The sequence below is a fragment of the Pedobacter sp. Bi126 genome (assembly GCF_918698245.1).
Taxonomy (GTDB): Bacteria; Bacteroidota; Bacteroidia; order Sphingobacteriales; family Sphingobacteriaceae; genus Pedobacter.
This window is the reverse complement of record NZ_CAKKMS010000010.1, coordinates 82,402-98,271: the sequence shown is the minus strand read 5'-3', so window position 1 is coordinate 98,271 and position 15,870 is coordinate 82,402. Positions and strand designations below refer to the sequence as shown.

The 15,870-nt window shown below is 40.0% G+C and carries 15 protein-coding genes; 14 read left to right on the top strand and 1 reads right to left on the bottom strand.

What is annotated here, in order from left to right; translation table 11 throughout:
- Positions 1-371 precede the first annotated feature (371 nt).
- The 7 genes from LQ201_RS24680 (at position 372) to LQ201_RS24650 (ending at position 8,144) form a co-directional block, all read left to right on the top strand.
- Positions 372-449, top strand: a complete 78-nt coding sequence (locus tag LQ201_RS24680) for a potassium-transporting ATPase subunit F (protein WP_082035969.1) — start codon at positions 372-374, stop codon at positions 447-449.
- 39 nt (positions 450-488) lie between these two features.
- Positions 489-2,207: a potassium-transporting ATPase subunit KdpA gene (gene kdpA / locus LQ201_RS24675; RefSeq protein ID WP_230146406.1), complete on the top strand. Its 1,719-nt coding sequence runs from the start codon at positions 489-491 to the stop codon at positions 2,205-2,207.
- Between the two features lie 127 nt (positions 2,208-2,334).
- Complete coding sequence (gene kdpB, locus LQ201_RS24670; RefSeq protein WP_230146405.1) at positions 2,335-4,362, top strand: potassium-transporting ATPase subunit KdpB; 2,028 nt, start codon at positions 2,335-2,337, stop codon at positions 4,360-4,362.
- Between the two features lie 127 nt (positions 4,363-4,489).
- Positions 4,490-5,050, top strand: a complete 561-nt coding sequence (locus LQ201_RS24665; RefSeq protein WP_230146404.1) for a K(+)-transporting ATPase subunit C — start codon at positions 4,490-4,492, stop codon at positions 5,048-5,050.
- Between the two features lie 179 nt (positions 5,051-5,229).
- Complete coding sequence (locus tag LQ201_RS24660) at positions 5,230-6,300, top strand: porin (RefSeq protein WP_230146403.1); 1,071 nt, start codon at positions 5,230-5,232, stop codon at positions 6,298-6,300.
- Positions 6,301-6,574: 274 nt separating this feature from the next.
- On the top strand, positions 6,575-7,705 hold the full coding sequence (locus tag LQ201_RS24655; RefSeq protein WP_230146402.1) for a sensor protein KdpD: 1,131 nt from the start codon (positions 6,575-6,577) through the stop codon (positions 7,703-7,705).
- A 76-nt stretch (positions 7,706-7,781) separates the two neighbouring features.
- A complete protein-coding gene (locus LQ201_RS24650; RefSeq protein ID WP_230146401.1) occupies positions 7,782-8,144 on the top strand; it encodes a hypothetical protein in 363 nt (120 codons plus the stop codon).
- 157 nt (positions 8,145-8,301) lie between these two features.
- Here the strand turns inward: LQ201_RS24650 and LQ201_RS24645 are convergent, their stop codons facing one another.
- Positions 8,302-9,042: an SDR family oxidoreductase gene (locus LQ201_RS24645; RefSeq protein ID WP_230146400.1), complete on the bottom strand. Its 741-nt coding sequence runs from the start codon at positions 9,040-9,042 to the stop codon at positions 8,302-8,304.
- Positions 9,043-9,162: 120 nt separating this feature from the next.
- Here LQ201_RS24645 and LQ201_RS24640 point away from each other — a divergent pair, with 120 nt between their 5' ends.
- From LQ201_RS24640 to LQ201_RS24610, 7 genes are all read left to right on the top strand, one after another.
- Positions 9,163-9,738: a Crp/Fnr family transcriptional regulator gene (locus LQ201_RS24640; protein ID WP_230146399.1), complete on the top strand. Its 576-nt coding sequence runs from the start codon at positions 9,163-9,165 to the stop codon at positions 9,736-9,738.
- Between the two features lie 227 nt (positions 9,739-9,965).
- Complete coding sequence (locus LQ201_RS24635; RefSeq protein WP_230146398.1) at positions 9,966-10,760, top strand: SDR family NAD(P)-dependent oxidoreductase; 795 nt, start codon at positions 9,966-9,968, stop codon at positions 10,758-10,760.
- Between the two features lie 157 nt (positions 10,761-10,917).
- Positions 10,918-12,012, top strand: coding sequence for a hypothetical protein (locus LQ201_RS24630; protein WP_230146397.1), 1,095 nt, complete (start codon positions 10,918-10,920; stop codon positions 12,010-12,012).
- A 127-nt stretch (positions 12,013-12,139) separates the two neighbouring features.
- Positions 12,140-12,742: an RNA polymerase sigma-70 factor gene (locus LQ201_RS24625; protein WP_230146712.1), complete on the top strand. Its 603-nt coding sequence runs from the start codon at positions 12,140-12,142 to the stop codon at positions 12,740-12,742.
- 10 nt (positions 12,743-12,752) lie between these two features.
- Positions 12,753-13,712: a FecR family protein gene (locus LQ201_RS24620; RefSeq protein WP_230146395.1), complete on the top strand. Its 960-nt coding sequence runs from the start codon at positions 12,753-12,755 to the stop codon at positions 13,710-13,712.
- Positions 13,712-15,448 (top strand): STN and carboxypeptidase regulatory-like domain-containing protein, encoded by a 1,737-nt coding sequence (locus LQ201_RS24615; protein ID WP_230146394.1) that lies wholly within the window; start codon positions 13,712-13,714, stop codon positions 15,446-15,448. Before LQ201_RS24620 ends, LQ201_RS24615 begins: the two co-directional genes overlap by 1 nt.
- Positions 15,449-15,518: 70 nt before the next feature.
- Complete coding sequence (locus tag LQ201_RS24610; RefSeq protein WP_230146393.1) at positions 15,519-15,680, top strand: hypothetical protein; 162 nt, start codon at positions 15,519-15,521, stop codon at positions 15,678-15,680.
- Positions 15,681-15,870 lie beyond the last annotated feature (190 nt).

Sequence of the window (15,870 nt, the reverse complement as noted above, 5' to 3'; positions counted from 1 at the left end):
TCTCGCTAAGGCTAAGTTTTGCCATGGAGATTCGGAGAACACCAATTACATTATGAGGGGCTTAGCGGGATGCTAAGGCCAGAGTTAGGCTGTCGTTTCTTCTCAGCAATGACGAACTAATTTTTCCCAAATGAAAAAAACCTTTCCAAAATGGAAGGGTTTTTTTATGCCTAATTTAAATTTAAAAGCCTTGTTCGTTTGTAACTATTTGTAAATCATTTGTTTGTGACTTGTTTTTCTTTTGTGGTATAAGAGTTGGCTAATGGCATGAAAAATCAATACAATCATGACCATACTCTTTTTTTTAATCCTAATCCTGCTCTGCTGGGCTATTTACAAATCAATCGACTGGTTCGAAAAAATCTAATATTATGATCGCATTATTCATTATCGCCATCGCCGTATTTATCTATATGATCTACGTGCTCATCAAACCTGAAAAATTTTAATCTTTTCTCCTGTACGGAGCGCAATTAACAAATCAAAAAATGAATATTGAATTAACAGGCATTATCGCCACCTTCCTGCTCACCCTGGTCATCGCAATACCATTGGGTAAATACCTGGCTAAGGTTTTTGCAGGAGAAAAAGTCTGGACAGATTTTTTAAAGCCATTGGAAACTGGTATTTACAAGCTTTCCGGAATCAATATTAAAGAACAAATGAACTGGAAACAGCAGTTAAAAGCACTGCTTACCATTAATATACTATGGTTGTTTTACGGCTTTTTTGTACTCATCTTTCAGGATAAACTCCCATTCAATCCGGATGGAAACCCTGGGATGACGCCAGATCTTGCTTTTAACACCATTATCAGCTTTGTTGCCAACTGTAACCTGCAGCATTATTCGGGTGAGAGTGGTGTAAGTTACCTCACTCAGCAATACGTACTGATGTTTCTTCAGTTTGTAAGTGCTGCAACAGGTATTGCAGCTGCAGTAGTCCTTTTTAAAGCCTTTAGAGATAAAACAACTACAGAACTGGGCAACTTTTGGGAGTTTTTTGTAAAATCAATTACCCGTTTATTATTGCCATTATCTTTTGTAATGGCCTTAATCTTGACTTTTAATGGTACCCCTGCGAGCTATGAGGGTAAAGATCAATTTATTTCCCTGCAAGGCGATACCGTACATGTTTCGAGAGGGCCAGCTGCTCAAATGATTGCTATTAAACATTTAGGCACTAATGGTGGAGGTTATTTTGGGGCCAATTCGGCACATCCTTTTGAAAATCCAAGTTATTTTACCAATATGGTTGAGCTAATTGCGCAGGTAATCATCCCTATTGCTATGGTTATTGCATTTGGTTATTTCATCCGCAGGAAAAAACTAGCCTGGACCATCTTTGGTGTTATGACCATCGGTCTGTTTATGCTGCTCATCCCGATGCTCAGCTCTGAGCTGGGTGGTAATCCGGCATTGGCCAAAATGGGGATTTCCCAAACCACTGGTGCTATGGAAGGAAAGGAAGTTCGCTTTGGTCCAGCGGCCTCAGCCTACTGGGCTACTGTAACGACAATTATTTCTACCGGATCGGTAAACAGCATGCACGATAGTACCATGCCGATGTCAGGTACATGGCAATTACTTGGAATGATGATTAATTCATTCTACGGAGGCTGCGGCGTAGGTCTATTGAATTATTTTATTTACCTCATTGTTGCTGTATTTATATCAGGTTTGATGGTGGGAAGAACGCCGGAGTTTCTTGGGCATAAAGTAGAGGCCAGAGAGATTAAAATTGCGGCCATTATCACTTTGTTAAGTCCGTTTTTGATCCTTGCCGGAACAGCCATTGCAAGTTATATTTTTACCAGTCATGGCGATGCCGCATGGGCAGTGCAACCTAAAAACTGGCTCAATAACCCTGGTTTCCATGGATTTTCAGAAATGTTATATGAAATGACATCATCCAACGCCAACAACGGCTCAGGGTTTGAAGGATTGGGTGATAACAATATCTTCTGGAATCTATCTACCGGTATTGTGATTTTTCTTGGTCGTTTTTTACCGATTATCGGCCCTGTTGCCATCGCTGGATTATTAGGTGCTAAAAAATTCATTCCTGAATCGGCCGGTACGCTTAAAACAGATACCAAAACCTTTGCACTGATGACTTTTGCCGTTATTCTGGTACTGAACGCATTATCTTATTTCCCTGCATTGGCACTAGGACCTTTGGCAGAATATTTTACCATGCTTAAATAAATGAGAACCGTCACATTGAGCCTGTCGAAATGAAGTTGTCAAAGGTCCTTCGACAAGCTCAGGATGACAGACCACACATAATCTGTGAAATCAATTAAATCTGTGAAATCACATAATAAATAAAAAAATGAAACCCAATAATAAATTGTTCGAACCTGCCTTGGTGCAGACCGCGCTAAAACAATCTTTCATCAAACTAGATCCAAGGGTAATGGTCCGCAATCCGGTCATGTTTACCGTCGAAATCGGAACACTGGTAATGGCTTATGTTACCGTGTACTCTTTTAGCCATAGCGGACAAGGATCACCTTTATACAATTTCTTCATCTTTTTAATTTTATTGCTTACTGTGCTGTTTGCAAACTTCGCCGAGGCCATTGCAGAGGCAAGAGGTAAGGCACAGGCCGACAGTCTGCGTAAAACAAGAGAAGAAACACCTGCAAAAGTACTTTTGGCCAACGGAACCATCGAAATCCGTTCATCCAGCCAGCTAAAAAAAGGAGATGTGTTTATTTGCGAAACAGGCGATACCATTCCAACTGATGGAGAGATTATTGAAGGTATTGCCACTATTGACGAATCGGCCATTACCGGTGAGTCTGCTCCTGTAATACGCGAATCAGGTGGTGATAAATCTTCGGTAACAGGCGGTACAAAAGTATTATCTGATGAGATTAAAGTTCAGGTGAGTACTGCCCCAGGCGAAAGCTTTTTAGATAAGATGATTGCCTTGGTTGAAGGTGCATCGCGTCAGAAAACACCAAACGAAATTGCTTTAACCATTTTACTGGCCAGTTTTACCCTGGTGTTTATCATCGTATGTGTAACGCTGAAACCTTTTGCCGATTATGCGAATACGCCGATCACCATTGCTGCACTGATCTCGCTGTTTGTATGTCTGATCCCAACCACCATAGGCGGACTTTTATCTGCCATTGGTATTGCCGGAATGGACAGGGCGCTAAGAGCCAATGTAATTACCAAATCGGGTAAAGCGGTAGAAACCGCAGGTGATATTGACGTATTACTTTTAGATAAAACTGGAACAATTACTATTGGTAACCGTAAAGCGACCAATTTTTATCCAACTGCGGGCGTACACATTCAAGCTTTTACTGATGCTTGTTTGCTGAGCTCTTTGGCCGATGAAACCCCAGAGGGAAAATCAATCATAGAACTGGCTGCTGAGCAGGGTGTTAAATCTGCCGGAACACCTCAGGGATCTACTTTTATCAAATTTACCGCCGAAACCCGCTCCAGTGGATTAGATACCCTCGAAGGAAGAAGAATTAGAAAAGGAGCCTTCGATTCGATCAGGAATATTGTTGAAAAAGCAGGGAATATTTTTCCTTCCGATATCGAAAATCATGTGAAGGCCATTGCTACCAATGGAGGAACGCCACTTGTGGTGTCTGAAAATGAAAAAGCTCTTGGCGTAATCGAATTACAGGATATCATTAAACCAGGGATCAGTGAACGTTTCGAACGTTTGAGAAAAATGGGTGTGAAAACTGTGATGGTTACCGGAGATAATCCATTAACAGCTAAATATATTGCTGAGAAAGCTGGTGTTGACGATTTTATTGCTGAGGCCAAGCCCGAGGATAAAATGAACTACATCAAAGACGAACAGAACTTAGGTAAACTGGTAGCAATGATGGGGGATGGAACCAATGATGCGCCTGCCTTAGCACAGGCAGATGTTGGTGTAGCCATGAACAGTGGAACACAGGCTGCAAAAGAGGCTGGTAATATGGTCGATTTGGATAACGACCCAACTAAACTAATCGAGATTGTAGAAATTGGTAAACAGCTGCTAATTACACGTGGTACGCTAACTACTTTTTCCATCGCGAATGATGTAGCTAAGTATTTCGCCATCGTTCCGGCATTGTTTATTGCTTCAATTCCTGCCTTGCAAAGCCTGAATATTATGGGGCTGCACTCACCGGAATCGGCAATCATGTCGGCTGTGATTTTTAACGCCATCATAATTCCAATTCTGATTCCCCTGGCATTAAAAGGAGTGGCCTACAAACCTATCGGCGCAACTGCTTTATTACGCAGAAACCTGTTTATATATGGTATTGGTGGGGTAGTAGCCCCATTTATAGGGATTAAAATAATCGATTTATTGGTTGGCTTATTTGTATAAAAGAATGTCATTCTGAGCGCAGCGAAGAATCTGCAAGCGAAAGGGAAGTTCCTAAAATCTGGCACTGCCTTCGAAAGATGCTTCGTGCCTCAGCATGACAGCAAAGAAAAATTAAAAGAATATAAAAATGAAAAAGTATATCATTCAATCCATCCGCTTAACCCTAGTACTATTGGTGCTGTTATGCGTAGTATATCCAGTCACTGTGGCCTTTATTGGCAAAATGTCTAATGGAAACGGTGGAGGAGAAAAAATCACCAAAAATGGTAAAACAGTTGGTTATGCCTTGTTGGGTCAATCGTTTAGCAAACCGCAATATTTCTGGGGAAGACCATCAGCAGTTGCATATAATGCAGCGGGTTCCGCAGGTTCTAACAAAGGGCCATCCAACCCCGATTATTTAAAAGAGGTGCAGTCGCGTATCGATACCTTATTGAAATACAATCCGGGCATCAAAAAATCAGATATCCCTGCCGATATGGTTACTGCATCAGGAAGTGGACTTGATCCAAATATTTCCGAGCAAGGTGCTGCAATTCAGATTCAAAGGGTAGCAAAAGCCAGAAATATAGATGAGAAAAAGGTAAAAGAACTTATTGCCATGAATACCCTTAAACCGTTTATGGGTGTATTCGGCCCTTCATCAGTAAATGTGTTGAAGCTAAACCTTGCGCTTGATGAGCTTTAAATGGTGGTTTAGAGATAAATCGTCATCTCGACCGTAGTGTTCCAAAGGAACTCCTTCGGAGGAGAGATCTTTGAAATTTCATTTATTAGATCTCTCCATTCCGTTGCACTTCAGTCGAGATGACGATTACGCTATACTTTATCAATAAAAACAATCAGATAAAAATAAATAGAATACAGATGAAAAAATTATTATTACTTGCTGCTATACTTATCACTACAATTTTTGCAAAAGCACAGGATGAACCTAAAATTAAAGTAACGGGCTATCTTGAGGCCTATTATGGATACGATTTTAACAAACCAGCCGATCATAACCGCCCCGGCTTTATTTATTCACATAACCGTGCAAACGAGGTAAACCTGAACCTTGGATTTATTAAAGCCGCCTACGATACAGGGAATATCCGCGCAAACTTAGCGGTCATGGCCGGGACTTATGCCAATGCAAACCTTGCTGCCGAACCTGGCGTATTAAAAAATATCTTCGAGGCCAATGCTGGTGTAAAACTATCAAAATCGGAAAACCTTTGGGTTGACGCCGGAATATTTTCTTCGCATATTGGTTTTGAAGGTGCAGTTTCGAAAGACTGTTGGGTACTCACCAGGAATATTTCCTCAGAGAATACCCCTTATTACGAGTCGGGTGCGAAAATTACCTATGGTACCCAAGATGGCAAGTTTACGGCAACGGCACTTTACCTAAACGGATGGCAACGCATTAGCCGCCAGAATGGAAACAACAAACCCGCAGGTGGACTTCAATTAAGTTGGAAACCAACAGCTAAGATTACGGTAAACTACAGCAATTATCTTGGAACGGAAGGGGCCGATTCGGTTAGGGTAAATAGGTTTTACCACAACATTTATGGCATCTTTCAGCTTACGGATAAATTTGGCGTAACCCTTGGATTTGATTACGGAACGCAGCAGAAACAAAAAGGAAGTAATGATAAAAATGAGGTGATCTCACCAGTAGCAATTCTACAATATAAATTTGCACCAAAATGGGCAGTTGCCGGAAGATTCGAATATTATGAAGATAAAAACGGAATTTTTATTGCAACCGGAACGCCAGAAGGTTTTAAAACCAAGGGTTACTCGTTAAACCTTGATTATTCGCCCATAGCAAATGCAGTAATCAGATTGGAGGGAAAAGCCTATGATAGTAAAGACAAAATATTTGCAAGAGAAGGCACTGCGGTAAATGCGAATGCAGCCCTTACAGCGAGTATAGCGGTTTCATTTTAATACGATTCGCTTGCGCGGGAACGACGATTACTCTTTAAGATTTGTCATCCTGAGAGCGATTTATTTTATAAATCAATATAAGTGACATTTAAATTTAAAAGAAATAATATCGTCATTTCGACTGAAGTTTACCGATTTTTCATCGGTAGCGTAATGGAGAAATCTTTAAACTTTTCGGTAACATAGTTCAAAGATCTCTCCATTGCGCTGCGCTTCAGTCGAGATGACGACCCACTATTCGAACTAAAATTAAACAGCTGAAAAGTACATGATCATGGAAGAAGAACAAAAAGAAGAATCGGTCAGGCATTTTTTGGATCTGGTTAAAAAATCCAGGCGCGGAAAGCTCAAGGTCTATATCGGCATGAGTGCCGGTGTGGGCAAGACTTACCGGATGCTCCAGGAATCTCATGCGCTGTTGCGGAATGGGGTAGACATTTATATCGGCTACGTTGAAACCCACAAAAGAGCAGAAACAGAAGCCCTTGTTGCAGGCCTTCCCATTATTCCACGAAGGAAAATCTTCTATCGTGGCAAAGAAATCGAAGAAATGGATTTGAAAGGAATTATGAACCGCCATCCTGAGATTGTTATTGTTGATGAACTTGCTCATACCAATGCCGAGGGCAGCAAAAATACTAAACGTTGGCAAGATGTTTTCGATCTGCTTGAGGCGGGAATCAGCGTGATCTCGGCTGTTAATATCCAGCACCTGGAAAGCATTAATGAGGAAATTGAGCAGATTACCGGAATAGTGGTTACCGAACGTATCCCGGATAAGATATTGGAAATTGCCGATGAAATCGTAAATATCGACCTTACCGCCGACGAATTGGTTACCCGCCTTAAAGAAGGCAAAATTTACGATCAATCAAAAATTGAAAGGGCACTTGGCAATTTTTTTCAGTCTGATAAAATTCTTCAGTTGCGCGAACTGGCCTTAAAAGAAGTGGTGCACCAGGTAGAACGGAAAATCCAGACCGAAATTCCAAAATCAATCAAGCTTCGGCCCGAACGTTTTTTAGCCTGTATTTCTTCTAATGCCGAAACCGCAGGAGTGGTGATCCGGAAAACAGCAAGGCTGGCCTCCTATTACCGATCGCCATGGATTGTACTGTATGTGCAGAGCGATAGTGAAAGCATGGAACGTATTAAACTCGATAAGCAGCGCCATCTGATTAATCATTTTAAACTGGCTACCGAACTTGGGGCCGAAGTAATCAAAATAAAGAGTAATGTGATAACCAAAACCATCATCGATATTGCCAACGCGAAAGAAATTACCACCATTTGCATTGGGAAACCCCATCTTAATATTTTCCAGGTCATTCTGCGTACTGCAGTTTTTAATGGTTTATTGAAAAACCTGGCAATGAAAGACATCGATCTGGTGATTCTCTCTTAAATAACAATGGTTATCCACATCATTCTCAAATAATCAAAACCATATCCCTTTATATCGGGTTGAAATAATAGGACCTATGGAAAAAAAAGATACCAAAACACATTTGATTAACGAGATCACGACTACAGGATTACAAACTGCGGCTAAGAAATTGGGCGCTTCGGCAAGTAAAGCACAGATTAGAAAAGGTGTTTCTCAAAACATCAGTTTAATTGATAAATTATTGCGCATTGTGCTGATTAAAAGTAAAGATTCGTCGAAAAGAGTACAAAGAGACATAGACTTTGTTGGCCTGGGGATTATTGCAGCACATACCTTTTACCGCGGCTTTAAAAAGAAAAAACGATTGTTGATTTTTGAAGGTATTTTTCTCACCGCTGCACTTGGAGGGGTATTATTGGCCACGCAACTTAAAGCATTAAAACGGCAAAATGCGTGATATTTTGGCATTCCTGAAAGTCGTCATTTCGATCCCAGAGCTATCGGGTGAAACGTAATGAAATGGGGAGATCTCAATAGATTCAGCTTCGCTAAGCACTACCTGGTTTCCAGATTGCGTTACACGCTGATCGAAATGACGATTTCTTTATCGTGGTTTACACCAATACCGAACCACCGTCTACCACAATTACTTGCCCTGTGGCATATTGTTGTTTCATGGTGTATAAAAATGCCTGTGCGATATCGCTGGCTTCACCAACGCGCTTTACAGGTAAACGTTCACCTACACCAACATAGAGGTTATTTCTATCCTCATCGCTCATGCTGTTCCATAAATTGGTTTTAACCACGCCTGGCGATACCGAATTTATACGCAGTGGTGCCAGTTCTACAGCCATTGCACGGGTAAAACCTTCCATGGCGCCACAAATACTGGCCGCTACGCCCCATCCGGCACTTGGTCTTGGGCTGGCAATACCTCCTGTTAAGTTAATAGAACCGCCCGCCTTAATCTTCTTTGCTGCATATTTAACTGCAGCAAAAGCACCCCAATACCTTAATGTGAAAAACTGACGGGCATCATCCAGGCTAGTTTCATTAATCGTATTCAATACTATATTTTCTCCCGCGGTATATACCAGGTGATCGAAAGGTTCGACTGAATTAAAAAACTGTTTAATGTTTTCTTCTTTACTCAGATCTACGGCAAAGCCTTTGCAGTTTTCGGGCAAGGATTTTAACGCCTCATTAATCCTGTTTTCATTACCGGAAACAATTACCACTTTTGCACCATCGTGCGCTGCAGCCTGTGCGGTTGCAAAACCTAGGCCTGAGCTTCCACCTAATATGATCACTGTTTTTCCTTTCAGTGTAAATTCATTTGCTTTTATTTTCATGATGTTGTAAATTGAAGTGCAAATTTTGAGATATTAACGACCAATCCACTTACCAATTGGTAAAAACGGTCTGAGCCTGTATTTTTGTTCAACTCAATTCCATACCATATATAAATCCCAATGCCGAACAAACTTATCAGCTACCTGAAACTGTACCATCAAATTTCGGCAGCAGAAGAACAGTATATCGCGGAAGCCTTTAATCGCAAAACGTTTAAAGAGGGAGAAGCGCTCTCCCAGCCTGGCAGTATTAGCAAAGAACTTTTTTTTATTATTGAGGGCGTACTCCGGATTGTTATCCGAAATGAAAAAGGGAATGAAGTGACCCATTATTTTTTAAAGGAAAACCAGTTTTGTACGATATTGAATAGTTTCCATAAGCAGATACCGGCGGAGGAGTGTATACAGGCAGCCTGCAATTGTGAGGTTTTAGGCATTAGCAGAACAGCGCTTTTGAAACTTTACGAACAGGTGCCATATCTTAAAACAGCTATCGATCAGATTACACAACAAGCTTTAATAGACAAGATCAATATCCGAAATGCCTATTTGGGGCAGGATTCTGCCAATAGATACCGATTGTTTGTTGCCCGTCAGGCCGACATTGCCCTACGCGTATCATTAACAGATGTAGCTTCTTATTTGGGCATCACGCCGCAATCTTTATCCAGGATCAGAAGACAGATCAATAACTAGTTATTATCTTCACTAATTACAAGGGCTCTTTTTTAACGGCAAATGATAGGGGAGGCTATTTTGGCATTTCTTGCTTTAACCTGTCCGTGTTCGAAACAATACCGATTTTTGTAGCCTTGCCATTCATTTTAGCATATTCCTATGACACTTTTTATCCAAAAAATTGTTCAGTTTGTATAACCCTAGGGCAATAATTATTTTGGTATAAACATTATTAAAAAGGAAAAATGGATTTACAATTAAAGCATAAAACGGCTTTTATAAGCGGCTCTACCGCTGGGATCGGATTCGCAATTGCCGAAAGTTTACTAAAAGAAGGTGTAAAAGTAGTTATCAATGGCCGGTCGCAAAGCAGCGTAGACGATGCAGTCAAATCGTTGCAAGGTATTGCCGGGAACGAATTTATTTCAGGAATAGCTGCTGATTTTTCGAAAGCCGATGAAGTAAATGACCTGATCGATAAACTTCCAGAGATAGATATTCTGATCAATAACGCAGGCATTTTTGAACCTAAAGCTTTTGAAGAGATCAGTGATGACGATTGGTTTAGGTTTTTCGAAGTTAACGTAATGAGTGGAATCAGGTTGTCGCGGCAGCTATTCCCCAAAATGTTAAAGAAAAATTGGGGCAGGATTATTTTTATCTCCAGCGAATCGGCCGTGTTTATCCCGGATGAAATGATCCACTATGGCATGACTAAAACTGCACAGCTGGCGGTTAGCCGAGGTTTGGCAGAATTAACCCAAGGCACCGGGGTAACCGTCAATTCAATTTTGCCCGGCCCTACCAAATCAAAAGGGGTTGGAACTTTTATTGAAGATTTAGCCAAAAATGGAAACATCACTATTGCTGAGGTAGAAGCTGATTTCTTTAAGAACATGCGGCCTACTTCCTTACTGCAACGCTTTCTTGATGTGAGTGAAATTGCAAATGCGGTTACTTTTTATGTAAGTCCGTTAGCCTCCGGAACCAATGGTGCCGCCATTAGGGTAGAAGGCGGTTTGGTGAGATCAATATTATAGCTGATTTAGGCGTTTATATTATGCTAGTAAACTTTTAATTTATCGTTTTCAGCTGTTAAAAAAAGACTTTTAATAATATTGGGGAGCAAGAAATATTTTTTTGCTGCACGTAGGGGTAAGTGTCGTGTTTGTTGTCTCATTTTAAAATTAGACAGAAATGGACACAACTTCGACAAAAATTAAAAACAGCTTTACGGCATGCATCAATTTCAAAAAAGCATCTGGTGTTAAAGCATTGGGTTTAGCTATACTATTAAGCACAGGTTTAAATGGTTTTGCACAAGAAGGCAAAAAAGGTAAAGTAAATGTGGGTTTTGTATACCCAGTAAGCACAAACGGAACCCATGCAACACTAGATACAAATGTATTTTCTTTAAACGCTTTGGTTGGTGTTTCGGCAGCAGAAAAAGGGCTCTCATTTGCAGGCCTTTCCAATATCGTGCGTAAAAATGCAAGCGGTACACAGTTGGCAGGTTTTTCTAACCACATTGGTGGCCAAGCAAGTGGGGCACAGTTTGCAGGTTTCATCAATACTTATGGTGGAGGAAATGGGGCCGCTATTGCAGGTTTCGCCAATATCTCAAAAGAAAACAGTGGTGCACAGGTAGCTGGTTTTATGAACTTGACTTCGAAAAATGTTTCTGCAGTGCAGGTTGCAGGTTTTATGAATAAAGCCGCCGATGTAAAAGGATCGCAAATTGCAGGTTTTATCAATGTGGCAAAGAAAGTGAAAGGCGTTCAGCTTGCTGGTTTTATTAACGTGGCCGATAGCAGCGATTATCCGATCGGGATTATCAATATTGTTAAAAATGGCGAGAAAAGTATTGCTTTAACTACCAACCAGAATTTAACAACCATGGCCACATTCAGATCGGGCGGGAAAGTATTATATGGTATTATCGGAGCTGGTTATAACTTTAAAAATAAAGATGAGGTTTATGCTTTCGAAGCAGGTTTGGGTGCTCACTTTTTTCAATCAGAACACTTTAGGTTAAATGCAGAACTTACATCGGGTTCATTACAAAACTTTAAACGTGGCAATTATTTCAAATCTACGTTTCAGTTACTGCCTTCGCTTAGGATAGGCCAGAATTTAGAAATTTTTGCAGGACCATCGTTCAATTTTGTATCAACCAATACCGAAGAAGGAAAAACCCTACAGAAACACTATGTGAAAAGCTGGGATAGAAAAGACAATACCTTACATGCCCTGTTTTTAGGATATACAGGTGGTTTGGCAATTAGTTTTTAAAAATGAATTATTGAATGACTGAATTTTGAATGATTGAATTTGTGCACTAGCTAATATTCTCTTATTCAGTCCTTCTCTCATTCAATCAATATGTCCTTCTCTCATTCAATTATTAAAAGATATATATTTGATTACAATTAAACCCGTGGAATTAACAGTAGTAGCTTCCGAAATCAGCCATCAATACCATGATGATGCCGCATTTGAACATTTGTTCAAAACGCATTACAATGCACTGCACGCTTATGCTCAGGTGATTTTAAAAGATGAAGATGTTGCTGAAGAAATTGTACAGGGAATGTTCTTAAAGTTTTGGGAAAAAAGAGAGAACCTTAAAATACAATCTATAAAAGCATACCTCTACAAATGTGTTTACAACGATAGTTTAAATTACATTAAACAGGAAAAAACCAAAAGCAAATACCAGGAATTTACGGTACACACCATGAATACAGAACATGAACCTGCTGCTGCAAAAATCGAATTTACTGAACTACAGCAACATTTAAGAGATGCCCTGAGCCATTTACCAGAACAATGCCGCACCATTTTTCAAATGAGCAGGTTCGAAGAATTGAAATACCGCGAAATTGCCGATCATTTAGGTCTGTCAATCAAAACGGTAGAAAATCAAATGGGAAAGGCTTTAAGGATTTTAAGACTAAAACTTGCCGACTTCCTGGTGTTTATTTTACTCGGATTATGGTATTACAACGATTTTTTTAATTAGAAGAAAGCGCATGACTGATGAATTATTGATAAAGGTTCTTCTAAAAGAAAGTACTATAGAAGAAAACGAAAAGGTAGAAAAGTGGCTAAACGCTGCTGAAGCCAATAAAAAGCATTTTACCCAGCTGGAAACCATCTGGCAGGTAAGCAATACCTTAAAAAACGATAACAAAAGGGATGAAGAGCAGGCATGGGCAAGTTTTAAGGCGAGAAGAGCAGATTTAAAACCAGAGAGCGACAACAGCAAACGGTTAAATGCCAGTAGAGTCTGGTTAAGGATAGCAGCAGTTTTGTTTATTGCCGTTGGGGGATGGATCGCATATAGTTTATATGGCCCCGGAAAATATACCGAACTCACGGCTACCTACCAGGTACGTACCGAAACCTTACCTGATGGATCGGCACTTACGTTAAACAAGAATACCAAAATAAGCTATGCCGCTAACTTTAAAAACAACAGAAAACTGAAGTTGGAACAAGGTGACGTGTTTTTTGATGTAGCCAAAGATAAAACGCATCCTTTTATAATTGATATCGAAAAGGTAAGTGTAGAAGTAGTGGGTACGTCTTTCAATATTAAGCATATAAAAAAGGATACCGAAATTAATGTAGAAACCGGAATTGTAAAGGTTCGCCTGGCCAATGATGAGATTAAGCTTTATAAGGGCGAAAAAATCCATATCGACGGCAATACCCGTAAACTGGTAAAAGAACAAAGCACCGATCAGCTCTACAATTACTATCGTAGCAATCTATTTCAGGCGAATAACATTTCTTTATCCAAGCTGATAGTTACTTTGAATGAGGCTTATGGAAGCAACATTACTTTGGATGAAAAGATTAAAGGCTTAACAATTAATACCACTTTAAAAATGGGATCGGTAAACCAGAATCTTGAAATTATCTGCCAAACCTTAAATTTACAATTATCCCGTAACGGCAACGCCATTTTGTTGTCTGCTAAAAAATAATGAAGACAAGACTAGTTATTTTATTGCTCTTTATTTCGGGCTATTGTTGCGCACAGGTTGCCACAGTCGATTATAGAAGGAATTTATCCAAAGGAGTAAGCTTAAATGTTAAGCAAGAACGGGTTGGCAATGTTTTGCAGATGATCAGCAAAGCTGGCGGGTTCTATTTTTCTTATAATGGTGTACTGTTCAGGCAGGATAGCCTGGTTAGCCTGAATGTTAAAAATGTTCCGGTACGTGAAGTTTTAGATCAGCTATTTGATGGTAAGGTAGATTATAAAGAAAATGCCGAATACATTATTCTTCGCTATGCCGTAAATCATTTAACAATAGAAGCAGAGCATATTGCCAACGGCGACAATGAATATGCAATAAGCGGTTACGTGGTTGATATCCGAACCGGTAGTAAAGTTAAACAGGCCAGTGTTTACGAAAAAAAACTGCTTCAGGCTGCACTTACAGATAACAACGGTTATTTTACCCTGCGTTTTAGAGGCGAGCACAGTGGTGTGATTTTAACGGCAAGTAAAGAAACCTATCGCGATACTGCCCTGGTTTTCCTGGCTGATATTAATATAAAGCCTGAGAAATACGAAGATCCGGACAAAGAAAAAGGTGCATTTTTCACCAATACTTTTGGTGGACGTGGCATATGGCGTTTTTTGCTTTCCTCAAAGCAACGCATCCAGAATCTTAATATTCCAGATTTTTTGGCACAAACACCTTTTCAGGCATCGTTTACCCCTGGCTTAAGTTCGCATGGCAGCATGAGTTCTAGTGTAGTAAACAAGGCATCTTTAAATGTACTTGGTGGTTATACTGCCGGAACAAATGGCTTTGAAATAGCGGGTGCGTTTAATTTAACCAAAGGCGATATTAAAAAGATTCAGGTAGCGGGCCTGTTCAATGTAGTTGGCGGATCAGTAAAAGGAACTCAATTTTCGGGTGCCTACAACGATGTAAATATGAATGTAGATGGTTTGCAGGTGGCCGGTTTATTAAATAGGGTAGAAAGTAAGGTTAGCGGAGCGCAATTGGCCGGGGTGGGCAATCTTGCTGGCAAAGATGTTAAAGGAGTGCAAGTAGCCGGACTGGTTAATGTGAGCAAAAATACCACAGGAGTTCAGCTGGCAGGTGTATTGAATAAAACCTCAGGCCGTTTAAAGGGCATGCAGCTTGCCGGATTGGTTAATCAAACTAAAAACATGGACGGTTTTCAACTGGCTGTGGTAAATCTGGCCGATTCATCATCGGGTATCAGTATCGGGTTGATCAACCTATCCAATAATGGCTACCGCAAAATAACAGTATATAACAACGAGGTAATCAATACCAACATCGCCTTTAAAACCGGAAATGCTAAATTATATACCTTATTAATTGCGGGTAAAAATTTTTCAGATACTGCCCGAGCATTTACTTTTGGATTAGGCCTTGGTCATGATTTTATATTAAACAAACATTTTGCTATCTCCGCCGAAGGAACCATTCAATCTATATATCTCGGCAATTTTGAAGAAGCAAACAACCTTTACAGGCTCCAGGTAAACCTGCAGTTTAATGCTTTGTCGAGGCTTGCTTTTTTTGCAGGACCCGCGTATTCATATTACGTGAAGGGAGAAGCTATTCCTGGCGAAAATTATAAAAAGGAAGTGGCGCCTGCTTGGAGCCATCATTTTAAAAATGGTGCACAGGGTTGGTTAGGCTGGAATTTTGGCGTTATGGTTGCGCTGTAGATCGTTTATTTTTGCCAATTTTATGGCTTCAATTAATTAAATGGCTATATTTGATTACCAATTTAATCTTATGTTATTATTTGCAGTTCCGCTATATTTTATTACCTTTTTTGGTTGGATCATTTACGCTGCCTTGATTAAGAAAAACTTGAAACAAAACATGCCAATGTTTTATTTTGGAGGTGTGTTTAGCTTGATCTGGATGGTGATTGTAACCATTGCCTATATTTAATTAGTATTCTACTGTCTCCACTGTTGCATGGCCAGCCTTTTCTTTAATATTGATTACGTTTATTTTGTTTATGCCTTTGAAATCTATTATCCAGATAAAGAAGGAGCGCTGACGGCTCAAACAGAATAAAAATTGTTTTCTAAGGATCTTTATAAAAGATAAAATCACAACTGCCATAGGGTTGTCACTC

What these genes read in the sequence shown, in the direction of transcription:
- LQ201_RS24680 (WP_082035969.1), top strand. Translation starts at nt 372, where the DNA reads ATGATCGCATTATTCATTATCGCCATCGCCGTATTTATCTATATGATC.
- kdpA (WP_230146406.1), top strand. Translation starts at nt 489, where the DNA reads ATGAATATTGAATTAACAGGCATTATCGCCACCTTCCTGCTCACCCTG.
- kdpB (WP_230146405.1), top strand. Translation starts at nt 2,335, where the DNA reads ATGAAACCCAATAATAAATTGTTCGAACCTGCCTTGGTGCAGACCGCG.
- LQ201_RS24665 (WP_230146404.1), top strand. Translation starts at nt 4,490, where the DNA reads ATGAAAAAGTATATCATTCAATCCATCCGCTTAACCCTAGTACTATTG.
- LQ201_RS24660 (WP_230146403.1), top strand. Translation starts at nt 5,230, where the DNA reads ATGAAAAAATTATTATTACTTGCTGCTATACTTATCACTACAATTTTT.
- LQ201_RS24655 (WP_230146402.1), top strand. Translation starts at nt 6,575, where the DNA reads ATGGAAGAAGAACAAAAAGAAGAATCGGTCAGGCATTTTTTGGATCTG.
- LQ201_RS24650 (WP_230146401.1), top strand. Translation starts at nt 7,782, where the DNA reads ATGGAAAAAAAAGATACCAAAACACATTTGATTAACGAGATCACGACT.
- LQ201_RS24645 (WP_230146400.1), bottom strand. Translation starts at nt 9,042, where the DNA reads ATGAAAATAAAAGCAAATGAATTTACACTGAAAGGAAAAACAGTGATC.
- LQ201_RS24640 (WP_230146399.1), top strand. Translation starts at nt 9,163, where the DNA reads ATGCCGAACAAACTTATCAGCTACCTGAAACTGTACCATCAAATTTCG.
- LQ201_RS24635 (WP_230146398.1), top strand. Translation starts at nt 9,966, where the DNA reads ATGGATTTACAATTAAAGCATAAAACGGCTTTTATAAGCGGCTCTACC.
- LQ201_RS24630 (WP_230146397.1), top strand. Translation starts at nt 10,918, where the DNA reads ATGGACACAACTTCGACAAAAATTAAAAACAGCTTTACGGCATGCATC.
- LQ201_RS24620 (WP_230146395.1), top strand. Translation starts at nt 12,753, where the DNA reads ATGACTGATGAATTATTGATAAAGGTTCTTCTAAAAGAAAGTACTATA.
- LQ201_RS24615 (WP_230146394.1), top strand. Translation starts at nt 13,712, where the DNA reads ATGAAGACAAGACTAGTTATTTTATTGCTCTTTATTTCGGGCTATTGT.
- LQ201_RS24610 (WP_230146393.1), top strand. Translation starts at nt 15,519, where the DNA reads ATGTTATTATTTGCAGTTCCGCTATATTTTATTACCTTTTTTGGTTGG.